The sequence below is a fragment of the Kribbella sp. NPDC056951 genome, from assembly GCF_042674205.1.
GTDB classification, from domain to species: domain Bacteria; phylum Actinomycetota; class Actinomycetes; order Propionibacteriales; family Kribbellaceae; genus Kribbella; species Kribbella yunnanensis.
In genome coordinates, this window is sequence record NZ_JBHUQZ010000012.1 from 125,238 (window position 1) to 141,245 (window position 16,008).

The 16,008-nt window shown below is 67.9% G+C and carries 20 protein-coding genes; 18 read left to right on the forward strand and 2 right to left on the reverse strand.

Annotated elements, in window-relative coordinates:
* The first annotated feature begins 12 nt into the window (after positions 1 to 12).
* Positions 13 to 444, forward strand: coding sequence for a MarR family winged helix-turn-helix transcriptional regulator (locus ACFTSF_RS33745; protein WP_380158699.1), 432 nt, complete (start codon positions 13 to 15; stop codon positions 442 to 444).
* 46 nt (positions 445 to 490) lie between these two features.
* Here ACFTSF_RS33745 and ACFTSF_RS33750 read toward each other — a convergent pair whose 3' ends face one another.
* Entirely contained in the window at positions 491 to 979 is a 489-nt protein-coding gene (locus ACFTSF_RS33750; protein ID WP_344149945.1) for an inorganic diphosphatase, read from the reverse strand.
* Between the two features lie 50 nt (positions 980 to 1,029).
* On the opposite strand from ACFTSF_RS33750, the gene dacB reads away from it, so the two are divergent.
* From dacB to ACFTSF_RS33835, 17 genes are all read left to right on the forward strand, one after another.
* The gene (gene dacB / locus ACFTSF_RS33755) at positions 1,030 to 2,358 is read left to right on the forward strand and encodes a D-alanyl-D-alanine carboxypeptidase/D-alanyl-D-alanine-endopeptidase (protein WP_380158701.1); all 1,329 of its coding nucleotides are present in this window, start codon (positions 1,030 to 1,032) and stop codon (positions 2,356 to 2,358) included.
* A 193-nt stretch (positions 2,359 to 2,551) separates the two neighbouring features.
* The gene (locus ACFTSF_RS33760; RefSeq protein WP_380158703.1) at positions 2,552 to 3,646 is read left to right on the forward strand and encodes a zinc-dependent metalloprotease; all 1,095 of its coding nucleotides are present in this window, start codon (positions 2,552 to 2,554) and stop codon (positions 3,644 to 3,646) included.
* Positions 3,618 to 4,679 carry a tRNA lysidine(34) synthetase TilS gene (tilS, locus tag ACFTSF_RS33765; RefSeq protein WP_380158704.1) on the forward strand — a complete coding sequence of 354 codons (1,062 nt, stop codon included), beginning with the start codon at positions 3,618 to 3,620 and terminating at the stop codon, positions 4,677 to 4,679. The genes ACFTSF_RS33760 and tilS overlap by 29 nt, the downstream gene beginning before the upstream one ends.
* 5 nt (positions 4,680 to 4,684) lie before the next feature.
* Positions 4,685 to 5,236 (forward strand): hypoxanthine phosphoribosyltransferase, encoded by a 552-nt coding sequence (gene hpt / locus ACFTSF_RS33770; RefSeq protein WP_380158706.1) that lies wholly within the window; start codon positions 4,685 to 4,687, stop codon positions 5,234 to 5,236.
* Positions 5,237 to 5,410: 174 nt separating this feature from the next.
* Positions 5,411 to 7,450, forward strand: a complete 2,040-nt coding sequence (gene ftsH, locus ACFTSF_RS33775) for an ATP-dependent zinc metalloprotease FtsH (RefSeq protein ID WP_344149955.1) — start codon at positions 5,411 to 5,413, stop codon at positions 7,448 to 7,450.
* A 64-nt stretch (positions 7,451 to 7,514) separates the two neighbouring features.
* A complete protein-coding gene (folE, locus tag ACFTSF_RS33780) occupies positions 7,515 to 8,087 on the forward strand; it encodes a GTP cyclohydrolase I FolE (protein WP_344149957.1) in 573 nt (190 codons plus the stop codon).
* A 38-nt stretch (positions 8,088 to 8,125) separates the two neighbouring features.
* Positions 8,126 to 8,368: a type II toxin-antitoxin system Phd/YefM family antitoxin gene (locus ACFTSF_RS33785; protein ID WP_380158708.1), complete on the forward strand. Its 243-nt coding sequence runs from the start codon at positions 8,126 to 8,128 to the stop codon at positions 8,366 to 8,368.
* Positions 8,365 to 8,625 (forward strand): Txe/YoeB family addiction module toxin, encoded by a 261-nt coding sequence (locus ACFTSF_RS33790; protein WP_380158710.1) that lies wholly within the window; start codon positions 8,365 to 8,367, stop codon positions 8,623 to 8,625. Before ACFTSF_RS33785 ends, ACFTSF_RS33790 begins: the two co-directional genes overlap by 4 nt.
* A 139-nt stretch (positions 8,626 to 8,764) precedes the next feature.
* Positions 8,765 to 9,931 (forward strand): S1 family peptidase, encoded by a 1,167-nt coding sequence (locus ACFTSF_RS33795; RefSeq protein WP_380158712.1) that lies wholly within the window; start codon positions 8,765 to 8,767, stop codon positions 9,929 to 9,931.
* Positions 9,932 to 10,028: 97 nt separating this feature from the next.
* Complete coding sequence (gene folP, locus ACFTSF_RS33800; protein WP_344150121.1) at positions 10,029 to 10,826, forward strand: dihydropteroate synthase; 798 nt, start codon at positions 10,029 to 10,031, stop codon at positions 10,824 to 10,826.
* Positions 10,823 to 11,296, forward strand: a complete 474-nt coding sequence (locus ACFTSF_RS33805; RefSeq protein ID WP_344149963.1) for a nuclear transport factor 2 family protein — start codon at positions 10,823 to 10,825, stop codon at positions 11,294 to 11,296. The genes folP and ACFTSF_RS33805 overlap by 4 nt, the downstream gene beginning before the upstream one ends.
* Positions 11,293 to 11,682 (forward strand): dihydroneopterin aldolase, encoded by a 390-nt coding sequence (gene folB / locus ACFTSF_RS33810; RefSeq protein ID WP_344149965.1) that lies wholly within the window; start codon positions 11,293 to 11,295, stop codon positions 11,680 to 11,682. Before ACFTSF_RS33805 ends, folB begins: the two co-directional genes overlap by 4 nt.
* Entirely contained in the window at positions 11,679 to 12,236 is a 558-nt protein-coding gene (gene folK, locus ACFTSF_RS33815; RefSeq protein ID WP_344149967.1) for a 2-amino-4-hydroxy-6-hydroxymethyldihydropteridine diphosphokinase, read from the forward strand. Before folB ends, folK begins: the two co-directional genes overlap by 4 nt.
* Before the next feature lie 68 nt (positions 12,237 to 12,304).
* Positions 12,305 to 12,757, forward strand: a complete 453-nt coding sequence (locus ACFTSF_RS33820) for a DUF3180 domain-containing protein (protein WP_380158715.1) — start codon at positions 12,305 to 12,307, stop codon at positions 12,755 to 12,757.
* A gap of 11 nt (positions 12,758 to 12,768) precedes the next feature.
* Entirely contained in the window at positions 12,769 to 13,209 is a 441-nt protein-coding gene (locus ACFTSF_RS33825) for a hypothetical protein (protein ID WP_376030487.1), read from the forward strand.
* A 42-nt stretch (positions 13,210 to 13,251) separates the two neighbouring features.
* Positions 13,252 to 14,052: an inositol monophosphatase family protein gene (locus ACFTSF_RS33830; protein ID WP_344149973.1), complete on the forward strand. Its 801-nt coding sequence runs from the start codon at positions 13,252 to 13,254 to the stop codon at positions 14,050 to 14,052.
* A complete protein-coding gene (locus ACFTSF_RS33835; RefSeq protein WP_380158854.1) occupies positions 14,049 to 14,798 on the forward strand; it encodes an NADPH-dependent F420 reductase in 750 nt (249 codons plus the stop codon). The genes ACFTSF_RS33830 and ACFTSF_RS33835 overlap by 4 nt, the downstream gene beginning before the upstream one ends.
* Before the next feature lies 1 nt (position 14,799).
* Here ACFTSF_RS33835 and ACFTSF_RS33840 read toward each other — a convergent pair whose 3' ends face one another.
* Positions 14,800 to 15,999 carry an NADH-quinone oxidoreductase subunit D gene (locus tag ACFTSF_RS33840; protein ID WP_344149975.1) on the reverse strand — a complete coding sequence of 400 codons (1,200 nt, stop codon included), beginning with the start codon at positions 15,997 to 15,999 and terminating at the stop codon, positions 14,800 to 14,802.
* Positions 16,000 to 16,008: the final 9 nt, after the last annotated feature.

A 16,008-nucleotide genomic window follows, 5' to 3' on the forward strand; every position in this document is an offset into this window, starting at 1 on the left:
TACAGTGGACAGGTGCAGAAATCGCCGAACCACCGCCTGGCCGATCGGGTGCTCTGGGCGTTGGGGCGGGCGAGTCTGCAGTCCCAGCGGCTGGTCCGGCAGCACATGCTCGAGGCGGGCGTGCGGACGCAGCACTACCACGTCATGGCCAGCCTGGACGGCGACGGTGAGGCGGCCCAGGCGACGCTGGCCGACCGGATCGGTCTCGACCGCAGCGACCTCGTCAATGTGCTCGACGAGCTGGAAGAGGTCGGGTACGTCGCGCGCCGGGTCGACCCGGATGATCGGCGGCGCAAGATCGTCGCGATCACCGCGGCCGGCCGCAAGCAGCTGGTGGCGATGGACCGGCTGATCTACGCGGCCGAGGACGAGCTGCTGGCGCCGCTCACCGCCGCGGAGCGCAAGGTGCTGCTCGGGCTGCTCAGCCGGGTCAGCGGGGAATGACGAACCGCCGGCGCCGCAGTGGCGGGCCGGCGGTCAGGTGGAGCGGTCAGTGGCCTTCGGTCTTCAGGCGCTCGAAGGAGGCGCTGATCTCGGCCTCGGCGTCGGCGCGGCCGACCCAGGTGGCGCCCTCGACGGACTTGCCCGGCTCGAGGTCCTTGTAGACCTCGAAGAAGTGCTGGATCTCGAGGCGGTCGAACTCCGGCACGTGGTGGATGTCGCGCAGGTGCTCCTGGCGCGGGTCACCGGCGGGGACGCAGAGGACCTTGTCGTCCGGGCCCTTCTCGTCGGTCATCCGGAACATGCCGATCGCCCGGGCCTTGATCAGGCAGCCGGGGAAGGTCGGCTCGGTCAGCAGGACGAGCGCGTCCAGCGGGTCGCCGTCCTGGCCCAGGGTGTCCTCGATGAAGCCGTAGTCGGACGGGTACTGAGTGGCCGTGAACAGGGTGCGGTCGAGCCGCAGCCGGTTCGTCTTGTGGTCCAGCTCGTACTTGTTACGGGTGCCCTTGGGGATCTCGATGAAGACGTCGAACTCCATACGGCAGATACTGTCACGGTTCGGACCGACCAAATGACAGGAGCAGCCCGGTGGCCCGTCCTCCTCGTGCGGTGTTCGTCACGCTGCTCGCCTCAACGATGTGTCTCGGGCTGGCGGGCGGGGCGAGCGCCGTACCGGTTTCTGCCCCCGCAGTGCTCACTCCGGCCACGCCGGAGGGTGCAGCGCCGACTACGGCGGGTGTGCAGCGGGCGCTGGCCGCAGTCCTCGCGGACCCGTCGCTGGGCAAGCACCGGGGTGTTTACGTGTACGACGTCGACCGCGGCAAGGTGGTGTTCTCGACCGGCGCGGCGACGACGTACACGCCCGCGTCGACGCTGAAGCTGTTGACCACGGTCTCGGCGCTGTCCGCGCTCGGACCGGAGCACCGGTTCACCACGAAGGTGGTGAGCGGGGGCAAGGGCTCGATCGTGCTGGTTGGTGGCGGTGACCCGCTGCTGACTGCGAAGCCGTCGGACGGCTACCCGACTCGCGCGACGCTGTCGGCCCTGGCCGCGAGTACGGCGAAGGCTCTGAAGGCGCAGGGTGTCACCAGCGTCACCCTCGGGTACGACGCCTCACTGTTCACCGGCCCGGCCGGGAACGCGAAGTGGGAGTCGAACTACCTGCCCGAAGGCATTGCCGCGCGGACGTCGGCGCTGTGGGTGGACGAGGGGCGGATCGCGAAGGGGATGTCCAAGCGGTCGGACTCGCCGTCGCAGGCCGCGGCCGTCGCCTTCAGCAAGCTGTTGGTGGCCAACGGCATCAAGGTCGCGGGTGGTGCGAAGCCGAAGACCGCACCGGCCGGTGCGGAGGCGCTGGCGAAGGTGGCGTCGCCGACGGTCGGACAGATCGTCGAGTACGTGAACCTGCACAGCGACAACGACGGTGCCGAGGTCCTGCTGCGTCATGTCGGCCTGGCGACGAAGAACGGCGGCTCTTACGTCGGTGGCGTCACTGGGCTCGAGGAGACGCTCACCAAGCTCGGACTGAACGTCGGCAAGGCGCAGATCTACGACGGCAGCGGTCTGACCCGCACGAACAAGGTCCCGCTCGATCTGCTGGCCGGTGCGGTCCGGGTGGCCGCTTCGAAGGACCACCCGGAGCTGCGGCACCTTCTGACCGGACTGCCGATCGCAGGCTTCACCGGTTCGCTGGAAGACCGCTTCGGCTCAGGCAGCGCGGGCGCTGGAACCGGACTGGTCCGGGCGAAGACCGGCACGCTGACTGGGGTGCACAGCCTGGCCGGAATGGTCCGGACACGGAGTGGCACGTTGCTGGCGTTCGCTGTGGCGAGTGACAGCGTCCCGGTCGCCAAGACGCTCGACGCCCGGGCCGCACTGGACAGAGCAGCCGCTGCACTGGCCAACTGTGGGTGCTGAGCCTTGCTCCTGGGACGAGGCCATGTCTGGCAATTCCTCGCCTACTGCGCTGCACTCGGCACGGCACCTCGCCGCACTGGGGCAAAGGCCACGATGAACCACATCGAGGCCTCCACCCCAGCACGCCGAGCTACCGCACCGAGCACATGCTCGCTACGGCGACGAATTACCAGACATGACCTAGGGTCAACTTATGAGTACGGCGGACGGCGATACTGCGGCTGAGATGGTCGACTGGCAGCTGGCGACCGGTGTGGCGCGCAAGCTGCTGCGCCCGGGCCCGGTGGTCAGCCGGGCCGAGGCGGACCAGGTGGTCGCCGAGCTACGCCAGTTCGCGGTCGACTCCGAGCAGCACGTCCGTGACTTCACCGGGCTGCGGGCCACGTCGGCCACTGCGCCGGTGGTGATCGTGGACCGGCCGGGCTGGGTCCAGGCGAACGCCGATGGCTTCCGGACCGTGATGCAGCCGCTGGCTGACAAGCTGCGTGAGAAGGCCGAGCGGAGTGGCGGGCTGTCGTCCGCGGTCGGCTCCCGGGTGACCGCGATCGAGGCCGGTGCGCTGCTGGCGTTCCTGTCGTCCCGTGTGCTCGGTCAGTTCGACCCGTTCTACCCCTCGGAACCCGACCCGGCTCGTCCTGACCTCACCGGCCGCCTGCTGCTGGTCGCTCCGAACGTCATGCAGGTCGAGAACGAGCTGGGCGTCGTACCGCGGGACTTCCGGTTGTGGGTGTGTCTGCACGAGGAGACGCACCGGGTGCAGTTCACCGCGGTTCCGTGGCTGCGGGACCACCTGCGCTCCGAGATCGGGCTGTTCCTCGACCAGGCCGAGCTGGACGCATCGGCGTACGCGGCGATGTTCCGGGAGGCCGTGCAGCGGCTCGGGCGGTCGGTGCGTGGTGAGGCCGACCTGAGTCTGGTGGACCTGATGCAGTCGCCGGAGCAGCGTGCAGTGCTGGATCGGTTGACCGCGGTCATGTCGTTGCTGGAAGGCCATGCGGACTTCGTGATGGACGGCGTCGGGCCGTCGGTGATTCCGACCGTGGATGCCATCCGGTCGAAGTTCACCTCCCGGCGGCAGGGCGGGAACCCGGTGGACCAGCTGCTGAAGAAGCTGCTCGGACTGGACGCGAAGCTGAAGCAGTACAAGGACGGTGCCGCGTTCGTGCGGCGCGTGGTGGAGCAGGTCGGCATGGACGGGTTCAACCGGGTCTGGACCGGGCCGAACACACTGCCCACCAAGAACGAGATCGCGAACCCCGATGCCTGGGTCAGTCGACTCCACGGCTGAGTCCGGCGGTAAGACCGCCGAGGAGCTGGTCGCCGAGCGCCGCGGCCGGCTGCATCCTGCGATCGCGCGCACTCGCGAGGCGGTGCGATCAGCCCTGTCCGATCTGCCGACCGGAACGACCGCTCTGGTCGCCTGCTCGGGAGGGACCGACTCACTCGCGCTTGCTGCGGCAACTGCGTTCGAGGCGCCGAAGCTGGGGCTGCGGGCAGGGGCTGTCATCGTCGACCACGGTCTGCAGCCGGACTCCGCCCAGACTGCGGAGATCGCTGCGGAGCAGTGTCGCGGGCTGGGGCTCGATCCCGTCCAGGTCCGCGCGGTAGAGGTCGGCGGCGAGGGCGGTCCGGAGGGTGCAGCCCGAACAGCCCGGTACGACGCTCTGCGGGCGGCCGCTGACGAGTTCGGGGCGGACGTCGTACTGCTGGCGCATACGCGGGACGACCAGGCTGAGACTGTCTTGTTGGGGCTGGGACGCGGTTCCGGGGCCAGATCGCTTGCTGGGATGGCCGCGGTTGCCGGACTGCTCCGACGGCCGCTCCTGGAGGTTCCACGCGCCACCACGGCCGCGGCCTGTATCGCGGCCGGCCTGCGGCCCTGGCATGACCCGCACAACGACGACCCGTCGTACACGCGGGTCCGGGTCCGCCATGAGGTGCTGCCGGTGCTCGAAGTGGCTCTGGGACCTGGCGTGGTCGAAGCGCTGGCCCGAACGGCCGGACTGCTCCGGGCGGACGCCGACGCCCTCGACATGCTGGCGGCAGACCTCGCGGAGACGGCAGTACGTCGTACTGATGGGGAGGTGCTGTGTGACGTCGGAATGGTCGCCGACGAGCCCGCTGCGCTTCGCACGCGCGTCCTGCGGCAGGCGGCGTTGGAGGCCGGCTCCCGAGCCACCGACCTGAACGCCGGCCACGTCGCAGCCGTCGACGCGCTGATCACCGACTGGCGCGGTCAGCGCTGGATCGACCTGCCCCAAGGCGTCCGCGCCATCCGCCGAGGCGGATTCATAATCTTCGGGCCGGATATGACAGGCTGATCCTCGTGGATGCGGCGGACATCGAGAAGGACCTGACCCAGATCCATTACACCGAGGACCAGATCCTGGCGAAGCTGCGGGAACTGGCCGGTCGGATCGAGGAGGACTACCACGGCAAGGACCTGCTGCTGGTAGGCGTCCTGCGCGGGGCGGTGATGGTGATGGCCGACCTGGCGCGGTCCTTCACGCGGCACGTGGAGATGGACTGGATGGCGATCTCGTCGTACGGGTCGGGCACCAAGTCGTCCGGTGTGGTGCGGATCCAGAAGGACCTGGACACCGACATCACCAACCGGCACGTCCTGATCGTCGAGGACATCATCGACACCGGGCTCACGCTGAGCTGGCTGGTCAGCAACCTCGAGTCGCGCAAGCCGGCCTCGCTGGAGCTGTGCACGGCGTTCGTGAAGCCGGGCGCGGCCAAGATGCAGGTCCCGGTGAAGTACGTCGGCCTGGCGCTGCCGGACGAGTTCGTCGTCGGGTACGGGCTCGACTACGCGGAGAAGTACCGGAACCTGCGCTGCGTGGCGACTCTGGCGCCGCACGTCTACTCCTGACCCGTTCGTGCGGGCAGAGTTGGTGACAGCCTGTACAACAGGTCGTACCGTCTATCGGTGACCCTCGTGGTCGGCAGGCTTGCCCGGCACGAGACACTTGGACTGGTAGTACCGTCTCAAGCCCGCGAAACCCGGGCCTGCCGAGCTAGGAGGGACGGGGCGTAGGCCTCGATCATGGACGTGAAGCGCATCTTCCGCGGACCCCTGTTCTGGATCATCCTCGCCTTCCTGGGCGTGCTGGTGATCGGACAGCTCCTGACCGGCTCGTCCGGCTACAAGACCGAGCCGACCGGTGAGGTCGTCAAGGTGATCAAGCAGGCCACCGACGCCCCGGCCGGCGAGAAGGTGATCAAGACCGTCACCCTGGTCGACCCGAACCAGGAGATCCGGCTCGAGAAGGCCGACGGCACCAAGATCCGGGCCTACTGGGTGGACGGCCAGGCGAACTCGCTGGGCGCGTCGCTGCAGGACCTCTACCAGAACGGCAAGGTCGAGAAGTACAACGTCGAGAACCCGAAGCCGAGTTTCATCGGCCAGGTGTTCCAGACGCTGATCCCGTTCCTGCTGATCGCCGTGGTCTTCATCTTCCTGATGAATTCGATGCAGGGCGGCGGCTCGCGGGTGATGAGCTTCGCCAAGTCGAAGGCCAAGCTGATCACCAAGGACACCCCGAAGACCACGTTCGCCGACGTGGCCGGCTGTGACGAGGCGATCGAGGAACTCGGCGAGATCAAGGAGTTCCTCCAGGAGCCCGGCAAGTTCCAGGCCGTCGGCGCCAAGATCCCCAAGGGCGTGCTGCTCTACGGCCAGCCCGGTACCGGTAAGACCCTGCTGGCCCGTGCGGTCGCGGGTGAGGCCGGGGTGCCGTTCTACTCGATCTCCGGTTCGGACTTCGTCGAGATGTTCGTCGGTGTCGGTGCCTCCCGGGTGCGCGACCTGTTCGAGCAGGCCAAGACCAACGCGCCGGCGATCGTCTTCATCGACGAGATCGACGCCGTCGGCCGGCACCGTGGTGCGGGTCTCGGCGGTGGGCACGACGAGCGCGAGCAGACGCTGAACCAGCTGCTGGTCGAGATGGACGGCTTCGACGTCCGCGGCGGAGTGATCCTGATCGCGGCCACCAACCGGCCCGACGTCCTCGACCCGGCCCTGCTGCGGCCCGGCCGCTTCGACCGGCAGATCGCCGTCGATGCGCCGGACCTGCCGGGCCGTGAGCAGATCCTGAAGGTGCACGCCCGGGGCAAGCCGATGTCGCAGGACGTCGACCTGACCGCGGTCGCCCGCCGGACGCCGGGCTTCACCGGTGCCGACCTGGCCAACGTGCTGAACGAGGCGGCCCTGCTGACCGCCCGCTCGAACATGCAGGTGATCGACAACAAGGCGCTGGACGAGGCGATCGACCGCGTGATCGCGGGCCCGCAACGTCGTACCCGCTTGATGTCGGACAAGGAAAAGGTCCTCACCGCGTACCACGAAGGTGGACACGCCCTGGTCGCCGCGGCGCTGCCGCACTCCGACCCGGTGCACAAGGTGACGATCCTGCCGCGCGGCCGGGCGCTGGGTTACACGATGGTGCTGCCGGACGAGGACAAGTACTCGACCACCCGCTCGGAGATGCTCGACAAGCTGGCCTACATGCTCGGTGGCCGCGCCGCCGAGGAGATGGTCTTCCACGACCCGACCACCGGCGCCAGTAACGACATCGAGAAGGCGACCGCGCTCGCCCGGGCGATGGTCACGCAGTACGGCATGACCGAGCGGCTCGGTGCGATCAAGTTCGGTCAGGACAGCGGTGAGCCGTTCCTGGGTCGCGACCTGGGCAGCCAGCGCAACTACTCCGAGGAGATCGCGGCCGCGGTCGACGAAGAGGTCGGCAAGCTGATCCTGAACGCGCACCAGGAAGCCTTCGACATCCTGGTCGAGAACCGTGCGGTGCTGGACCACCTGGTCGAGGAGCTCCTCGAGAAGGAGACCCTGGACAAGGGCCAGATCGCCGAGATCTTCGGCCCGATCGTGAAGAAGGACCGGCGGCCGGCCTGGACCGGGTCCTCGACCCGGATCCCGTCCGACCAGCCCCCGGTGATGCCGCTGCCGACCGCGCAGCAGAACGGCTCACTGTCCGACGTACTGCCCGGTGGTTCGGTCGGTCCGGACGAGTCGGTCAACCCGCCGAACTACGGCGGCGGCCCGACCCCGCCGTTGCCGAGCGAGTGATCTAGCGCTCTTCACAAGCCCCGCCATCCCTACCGATGGCGGGGCTTCTGCTTACCCTGACGCCATGACGTCGCCGAACTTCGATCATGCCCGGGCCGAGCGCGCGATCCGGGAGCTGCTGTTCGCGATCGGGGAGGACCCGGACCGCGACGGCCTGCGGGACACCCCGGCCCGGGTGGCGCGCTCGTACGCCGAGATCACCGCCGGCCTCGGTCAGCGGCCCGAGGACGTGCTCAGTACGACGTTCGAGCTCGAGCACGACGAGATGGTCCTGGTGAAGGACATCGAGGTCTGGAGCGTCTGTGAGCACCACCTGGTCCCGTTCACCGGCGTCGCCCACGTCGGCTACATCCCGAACCGCGACGGCCGGATCACCGGCCTGTCCAAACTCGCCCGCCTGGTCGACGTCTACGCCAAACGCCCCCAGGTCCAGGAACGCCTCACCACCCAGATCGCCGAATCCCTGGTCGAACTCCTCGAACCCCGCGGCGTCATCGTCGTGATCGAATGCGAACACCTGTGCATGACCATGCGCGGCGTCCGCAAACCCGGCGCCAAAACCATCACCTCCGCCGTCCGCGGCCAGCTCCGCAACCCCGTCACCCGAGCCGAAGCCATGAGCCTCATCGTCGGCTGAGTGGTACCATTTGTCGTACCAGAAGGTGAGGAGCGCAGATGGCGATCACGGCCTCCGCGGCGCGCAAGAACCTGTTCCCGCTGATCCAGCAGGTCAACGAGGACCACACCCCGGTCGAGATCACCTCGAAGGGTGGCGACGCCGTTCTGATCTCGCTCGATGACTATCGGGCGCTCGAAGAGACGGCACACCTCCTGCGCGTGCCCGAGAACGCGCGTCGGCTGCTGGAGAGTCTGCAGCAAGCACAACGCGGCGAGCGCGAAGAGCACGACCTGACGTGAGGCTGGTCTTCACTCCCAACGGCTGGGAGGACTACACGTACTGGCAGCAGGTCGACCGGCAGCAGGTGAAGCGGATCAATCGGCTGATCGAGGATGCCTTGCGGGACCCGCAGAGCGGAATCGGAAAACCCGAGCCGCTCAAGCACATGCTGCAAGGCGCCTGGTCCCGGCGGATCGACTCCGAGCACCGCCTCGTTTATCTCGTCGACGGCGGAGATCTGGTCATCCTCCAGGCGCGGTTCCACTACAGCAAATAACTCAGTGCGTAGCTCCATTGAGACTCGGTCGTTGGGGATTGTGAGCTGGTAGCTGTGGACATTCCGTTCCGATGCGTTTACTTTCCGTAAGGGCGTTCGATCGACGGGGAACGGGCGCCGGCGGTGAGGAGGACAAGGAATGTCGGGGCGTTACCGGGTCGGCGCCGCACTCGCCGGCGCTGCTGTACTGACAGCCGCCGGGTTGGTGGCGGCCAACTGGGCCACTGCGGATGACGCCAAGCGTCCGGTGGTGGACGGGCCGCGGGTGGAGCCGACGAAGCTCGTCGGGAAGTCCACCGCTCAGAAGGCTGCAACGAAACTCACGGCGGATGCGCTGCAGAGTGAGCTCGGGTCGCGGGCGGTCGGTAGCTACTACGACAACGCGGGTGAGCTGATTGTCGCGGTGTCTGATGTGGCGACGGCTGAGCTGGTTCGGGCTGCTGGGGCGGTGCCGAAGTTGGTGCGTTTTACCGCTTCCGAGCTGAACTCCGTGCAGGCCGAGCTGAACCGGCTGGCGGTCAAGTCGCGGCCGGGCAAGGTGCGGTCCTGGTACGTCGATCCGATCAGCGGCACGGTCGTGGTGAGCGTTCCGAAGGGGGCGCACGATGTGTTCACCGAGCGGTTCCTGGAGCGGGCCAAGGAGCACGGCGACCAGGTCACGGTGCGGACGGTCTACGGCAAGGTGACGCCGACGGCTGATGACTTCAGCCTGCGCGGCGGCCTCCAGGTCGACAAGAACACCGGGTATGTCTGCTCGCTCGGCTTCAACGCCCGCAGCAGCAAGGGCACCCGGGTCTTCCTGACGGCCGGCCACTGCACCTCCGGCAGACCGTCGTTCTCGCGCAACGGCTACATCCTCGGCAACACGATCACCTCGAGCTTCCCGGGCAACGACTTCGGCAGCGTCGACGTGATCGAAGGCTGGGACCAGCAGGGGTACGTCGAAGGCTGGGGTTCCGGCAGTGTCGCGGTGTACGGGACGGCGAGTCCCACGGTCGGATCCGAGCTGTGCAAGTCGGGCAAGAGCACCGGGTGGACCTGCGGCCGGATCGTTGCCAACAACGTGACGGTGAACTACGGCAACAACCGCGTCGTCCGCGGCCTGTTCCAGCACACCGCCTGTGTCGAGTCCGGTGACTCCGGTGGCGCCAACATGACCGGCAACTACGCCCAGGGCATCACCAGCGGCGCGGCGCTGATCGACGGCAAGTGCCTGGACAAGTCCAACCGCCCCAACGAGTCCTACTCCCAGCCGATCGAGGAAGCCCTCCGCGGCACCCAGACCAGCCTGGTCCTGGGTAGCTGATTCCCGGCCTGTCCGACCCGCCCACTACGGTGGGCGGGTGGGAATCGGGTCGTGGGGTCACGTGGACGGGCTACCGGTGCTGGACCGGAGCCTCGTCATGGGCGTCGTGAACGTGACACCGGACTCGTTCTCCGACGGCGGGGAGTGGTTCGAGCCTGCTGCCGCGATCAAGCACGGCCGCGAGTTGCTCGCCGAGGGCGCCGACCTGCTCGACGTGGGTGGTGAGTCGACCCGGCCAGGTGCCGTGCGGCCGGCTCCGGCCGAGGAGATCCGCCGGGTGCTGCCGGTGATCGAGACGCTGGCCGCCGAGGGCGCGCTGATCTCGGTCGACACCATGCGCTCCGAGATCGCCGCGCTGGCCCTCGATGCCGGGGCCGCGATGATCAACGACGTGTCCGGCGGCCAGGCCGACCCGGACATGCTCGCGCTGGTCGCAGAACGCCGTACGCCGTATGTCTGCATGCATTGGCGCGGGCATTCGATCGACATGCAGAACAAGGCCGAGTACGGCGATGTGGTCGCCGAGGTGATCGCCGAGCTGGGTGAGCGGATCGAGGTGATGCGCGCGGCCGGGGTCGACCTGGACCGGGTCGCGCTGGACCCCGGTCTCGGCTTCGCGAAGAACGCCGACCACAACTGGGAGATCCTCCGCCGGCTGCCGGAATTCGCCGTACTGGGCCGGCCGTTGCTGATCGGTGCGTCCCGGAAGGCGTTCCTCGGTAGGCTGCTCGCCGACGAGCAAACCGGCGAACCCAGACCGGCCGTACGACGAGACGATGCGAGCGCGGCCGTTACCGCCCTGGCCGCCGCCGCGGGTGCCTGGTGTATCCGGGCGCACGCGGTGGCCCCCAGCGTGGACGCGGTCCGAGTGGCGAAGAGATGGGGAACCGTATGACGGACGGATCCGGGAGCCCCCGGCCGAGTGAAGGCGCCCGCGGGACGACGGTCGAGGACGTCGTGCTGAACGCCAACACCGCGTTCTACAACGCGTTCGAGGCCGGCGACCTGGATCTGATGGCGGCCGTCTGGCTGCCGGAACCGGACCCGGTCTGCATCCACCCCGGCAACGCCGCCATCTACGGGTACTCCGAGATGATGCGGGCCTGGGCGATGATCTTCGCGAACACGCCGTACATCCAGTTCTTCCTCACCGACGTCCAGGTGCGGGTGGATGAAGACGTGGCATACGTCACGTGTACGGAGAATGTCCTGTCGTCGGGTGAAGGTGCTCCGGAAGAGGGTTTCGCGGGTGGCAAGGCGCTCGCCACCAATGTCTTCCGCAGAACTTCCACCGGCTGGCGGTTGTGGATCCACCATGCCTCCCCGGTACTGTCGTCTGGGGGTCAACCGGAGGAGGCGGAATGAGTAGTCCCGTGCTCCCTCCTGACGTGATTGAAATCCGGGGCATCCGGGGGTTCGGACGCCACGGGGTGTTCGAGCACGAGCGGGCCGACGGGCAGGAGTTCGTCGTGGACGTCCGGCTGGAGCTGGACACCCGTCCCGCGGCGGCCTCCGACGACCTGGCCGACACCGTGAACTACGGCGTGGTGGCCGAGCAGGTGCACCGGGCGATCGAGAACGACCCGGTGGACCTGATCGAGACCCTCGCCCAGCGCATCGCCGACCTGTGTCTCGCCGACCGGCGGGTGACAGCGACCGCGGTGACCATCCACAAACCCTCGGCGCCGATCTCGGTGCCGTTCGACGACGTTGTCCTGACCGTGCAGCGCAGAGCCGGAGAATTCTCGTGACCGAGACCCCAAGTCCTTACGTCATCGACGCGGACACCCTGAGTGGTGGCCTCAAGCCGATCCGCCAGGTGATCCTGTCGCTCGGCAGTAATCTCGGCGACCGTGAGGCGAACCTGCAAGGCGCGATCGACGCGCTGCGGGACACCCCGGACGTCGTCGTGGTCGATGTCTCGCCGGTCTACGAGACCCAGCCGATCGGCGGTCCGGACGAGTCCGGCCCGTACCTGAACGTCGTCCTGCTGGCGGACTCGACGCTGTCGGTCGAGCTGCTGCTGGACCGCGCGCACGCGATCGAGCAGGCCTTCGGCCGGGAGCGCAGTGTGAAGGGCGCGCCGCGGACGCTTGACGTCGACCTGATCACCTACGGCAAGAAGACGATCGAGTCCGAGGAGCTGACCATCCCGCACCCGCGGGCGCACGAGCGCGCGTTCGTGCTGGCGCCGTGGCTGGACATCGAGCCGGACGCCGTCCTGCTCGGGCACGGCCCGGTCGCGGAGCTGCTGGAGAAGGTCGGCACCGAAGGTGTGACCAAGCTCGATCTCGAGCTCCAGTAGTGGCCTCCGGCGGTCCCGAGTCCGGTCGCGCTCCTGGTTCCGGCCAGGAACCACGGCGTCCGGGCTCGGTGCGGCCGACCTCTCGGCGGCTGCTGGTGGCGATCGCCGTACTGGGTGCCGCGGTCGGTTTCACGATGATCAAGGCGATCGAGGCCGGTGACGGTGTCGCGCCGAACATCTCCTGGCTGACGCTGGTCGCCTGGGGGTTCCTGGCCGCGCTGCTGTTCGCCGCGGCCCGCAACACCCAGCAGCGGGTCCAGGTACGGCGGGAGCGGGTCGAACCGCAGCGTGCCGTGTTCCTGTTGCTGATCGGGAAGGCCAGTGCTTTCGTCGGCGCGTTGTGCACCGGTGTGTACGCAGGGTTCGCGTTATCCTTCCTGCGAGGCGTGAGCGCCTCGGGACCTCGTAACAGAGTGATCATGGCCGGCCTCGCCGCTGTGATCTCAGTGCTGGTCGTCACGGCCGGATTGTTGCTGGAACGTGCGTGTCGTATTCCCGAGGACCCCGACGAGACCGCCTAACATGACGGTCCATGGGGTCAAGGGGTAGCCGCCGTCGAACCAGGACCACCGTTCTCACCGTCGCCAACGCTCTGCTGATCGTTGTCTGTCTCGGTGTCAGCGTTGCGCTGTTCACTCAGAACACCTGGATTCTCCGCGCTGCAGCGATTGCTGCGGTGGCGGTAGCGATTGCTGCCTCGGTGCTGTTTCGCCATCAATTGCTGGTCGAACGGCTCGCCCATGCCGACGAACGCGTGCAGGTCGCGCAGGAGTACTCGCGGATCACCAGTGCCCGCGTGGTCGAGAACGCGGAGTTCGTCGACCTCATGCAGCGCCGGCTGGACAAGATCGATGCCCGCCTGGACAAGATCGACGAAGAGGTCGCCACGGTCGTTGCCGCAGGCGACAAACACTCCCAGGCCGACGCGCCGACCGTCGTCGATCTCAAGCTCCGCGGTCTCGCCGCCTCCTGAGACCCGGCAAACGCGTTCCGTGACTCAGGTAGGTTCTGGGTTGTGGATCTCGCTCAGCTGCTGAAAGTCGCCCAGGCTGCCGTCGACCAAGGACGGACAGTGACCGATACCCGGGGACCCGGGACGCTCACGTTCAAGAGTGATCGCGACATGGCGTCCGAGGTCGACTTCGCGGTCGAGCGGAAGATCCGGGAGTTCCTGGAGCGCGAGACACCGCAGATCGGGATCGAGGGCGAGGAGGAAGGCGGCCCGACCGAGGGCACCCGCTGGGTCCTCGACCCGATCGACGGGACGGTCAACTTCGTCCACGGTGCTCCGTTGTGGGCGATCTCGCTCGGTTTGATCGTCGATGATCGAGCGGTCGCCGGTGTGATCGATCATCCGCCGCTCGGCACCCGGTACGCCGCGGCCGAGGGACTGGGCGCGACCTGCAACGGCAAGCCGATCCGGGGCGGTGAGTGCACCAATCTGCGCGAATCCCTGATCGCCATGGGTGATTATGCGATCAGCGAGGACGCGGCCGAGATCAACCCGAAGCGGATGGAACTGCACAACCTGCTGGTCCCGCGGGTGCAGCGACTGCGCCAGATCGGTACGGCGGCGACCGCGCTGACCTGGACCGCGAACGGTTTCTTCGACGCGACGATCATGTACTCGAACAAGCCGTGGGACACGATGGCCGGCGTCTCGATCTGCCGCGAGGCCGGTCTGCAGGTCCTCGACCTCGACGGCAGCCAGCACTCCCCGGCCTCCCGCGGCACCTTCGCGGTCGCGCCCGCACTCGCCGACGAACTCACCGAGCTGATCGCCCAATCCGGCGTACAGGGTGTCACCGCGAAATAGCCGGGCCGGGTCGTGGGTTGTCTTCTCGTATGACGACCCTTGGCATCATCGGAAGTGGAAACATCGGGACCGTAGTGGCGAAGCTCGCGATCGCGGCAGGTATAGACGTCGTACTGGCCAACTCGCGCGGACCGGAGAGCCTGCGGGAGAAGGCCGCTGAGCTGGGCGTGCGCGCCGGTACGGCGGTGGAGGCCGCCGAGGCGGGCGATGTCGTCGTGGTGACGATCCCGCTCGGCCGGTACGCCGAGGTCCCGGTCGAGCCGCTCGTCGGCAAGGTCGTGATCGACACCATGAACTACTACCCGAGCCGCGAAGGCCGGATCGAAGAACTCGACAACGAGACCAGCAACGTGGCCGACCTCCTGCAGCGGCACCTGCCGGAGTCGCGCACGGTCAAGGTGTTCAACAACATCGCCGCGATCAACCTCCTCAACCTGGCCCGGCCCAGCGGCGCCGAGGACCGCAGCGCGCTCCCGCTCGCGGGCAACGACGCGGACGCTCGCAAGACGGTCGCAGAGCTGCTGGACCAGCTGGGTTGGGACGCGGTGGACATCGGCCCGCTGAGCGAGAGCTGGCGGATCGAGACCGAGACGGCCGCGTACGTCGACCCGTACGTCTCCGAAGGCAGTTCCCTGGAGCGGATCATGGGCGGCTACAACGACCCCGGCCGCACCGCGCCGGTCGCCGAGATCGAGAAGCTCGTCGCCACCGCGTTCCGCCCGCCGGTGAAGGACCGGCAGTTCTAACTCACTTGTCGATGTCTCCGACGACGAAGAACATGCTGCCGAGGATGGCGATCATGTCCGGGATCATCGTGCCGGGCAGGAGTGCCGGCAGGGCGGAGATGTTGTTGAAGCTGGCGGAGCGGAGTTTGAGGCGCCACGGCGTCTTGTCGCCGCGGGACACCAGGTAGTAGCCGTTGATGCCGAGCGGGCTTTCGGTCCAGGCGTAGGTCTGGCCCTCCGGGACCTTGAGGATCTTGGGGAGCCGGACATTCACCGGGCCCGCCGGCATCGACGCGAGCTTGTCGATGCACGCGTCGACGAGGTCGAGCGACACCTTCACCTGCTCGAGCAGCACCCAGAAGCGCGCGAAGCAGTCGCCGTCGGGTCGGGTGACGACCCGGAGCACGTCCTGCAGGTCGCCGTACGCGAGGTAGGGCTCGTCGCGGCGGAGGTCCGCGTCGACCCCGGAAGCGCGGGCGATCGGGCCGGAGACGCCGTACTGGGCGACGAGCTCGGGGGAGAGCTTGCCGATGCCGACCGTGCGGGCGCGGAAGATCTCGTTGCCGAGGATCAGGTTCTCGATGTCGGGCAGCCGTTTGCGGACCGCGGCGGAGGCGTCGGCGGTGCGGCCGAGCCAGCCGTGCGGCAGGTCTTCCTTGAGGCCGCCGACCCGGTTGAACATGTAGTGCATCCGGCCGCCGGACAGCTCCTCCAGCACACCCTGGATGGTCTCGCGCTCGCGGAACGCGTAGAAGACCGGTGTGATCGCGCCCAGCTCGAGCGGGTACGAGCCGAGGAACATCAGGTGGTTGAGGACCCGGTTCAGCTCGGCGAGCAGGGTGCGCAGCCAGACCGCGCGGACCGGCACCTCCAGCCCCATCATCCGCTCGACCGCCAGTACGACGCCGAGCTCGTTGGCGAACGCGGACAGCCAGTCGTGCCGGTTCGCCAGCACGATGATCTGCCGGTAGTCGCGGACCTCGAACAGCTTCTCCGCACCGCGGTGCATGTAGCCGACGATCGGCTCGCACCCGGCGATCCGCTCACCGTCCAGAGTCAGCCGCAGCCGCAGTACGCCGTGCGTCGCCGGGTGCTGCGGACCGATGTTGAGCACCATGTCGGTGGTCGGCAACTGCGAGTCGTCCCCGGTCCCACCCCGCTCGAACGCAGGGTCGAATCCGGCCGCTCCCGCGCCGACACCGACCACCTTCTCGATACTCATAACCCCTAT

What these genes read in the sequence shown, in the direction of transcription:
- folP (WP_344150121.1), top strand. Translation starts at nt 10,029, where the DNA reads ATGGGCGTCGTGAACGTGACACCGGACTCGTTCTCCGACGGCGGGGAG.
- ftsH (WP_344149955.1), top strand. Translation starts at nt 5,411, where the DNA reads ATGGACGTGAAGCGCATCTTCCGCGGACCCCTGTTCTGGATCATCCTC.
- ACFTSF_RS33825 (WP_376030487.1), top strand. Translation starts at nt 12,769, where the DNA reads ATGGGGTCAAGGGGTAGCCGCCGTCGAACCAGGACCACCGTTCTCACC.
- ACFTSF_RS33750 (WP_344149945.1), bottom strand. Translation starts at nt 979, where the DNA reads ATGGAGTTCGACGTCTTCATCGAGATCCCCAAGGGCACCCGTAACAAG.
- ACFTSF_RS33760 (WP_380158703.1), top strand. Translation starts at nt 2,552, where the DNA reads ATGAGTACGGCGGACGGCGATACTGCGGCTGAGATGGTCGACTGGCAG.
- ACFTSF_RS33795 (WP_380158712.1), top strand. Translation starts at nt 8,765, where the DNA reads ATGTCGGGGCGTTACCGGGTCGGCGCCGCACTCGCCGGCGCTGCTGTA.
- folE (WP_344149957.1), top strand. Translation starts at nt 7,515, where the DNA reads ATGACGTCGCCGAACTTCGATCATGCCCGGGCCGAGCGCGCGATCCGG.
- ACFTSF_RS33805 (WP_344149963.1), top strand. Translation starts at nt 10,823, where the DNA reads ATGACGGACGGATCCGGGAGCCCCCGGCCGAGTGAAGGCGCCCGCGGG.
- folB (WP_344149965.1), top strand. Translation starts at nt 11,293, where the DNA reads ATGAGTAGTCCCGTGCTCCCTCCTGACGTGATTGAAATCCGGGGCATC.
- tilS (WP_380158704.1), top strand. Translation starts at nt 3,618, where the DNA reads ATGCCTGGGTCAGTCGACTCCACGGCTGAGTCCGGCGGTAAGACCGCC.
- ACFTSF_RS33840 (WP_344149975.1), bottom strand. Translation starts at nt 15,999, where the DNA reads ATGAGTATCGAGAAGGTGGTCGGTGTCGGCGCGGGAGCGGCCGGATTC.
- ACFTSF_RS33785 (WP_380158708.1), top strand. Translation starts at nt 8,126, where the DNA reads ATGGCGATCACGGCCTCCGCGGCGCGCAAGAACCTGTTCCCGCTGATC.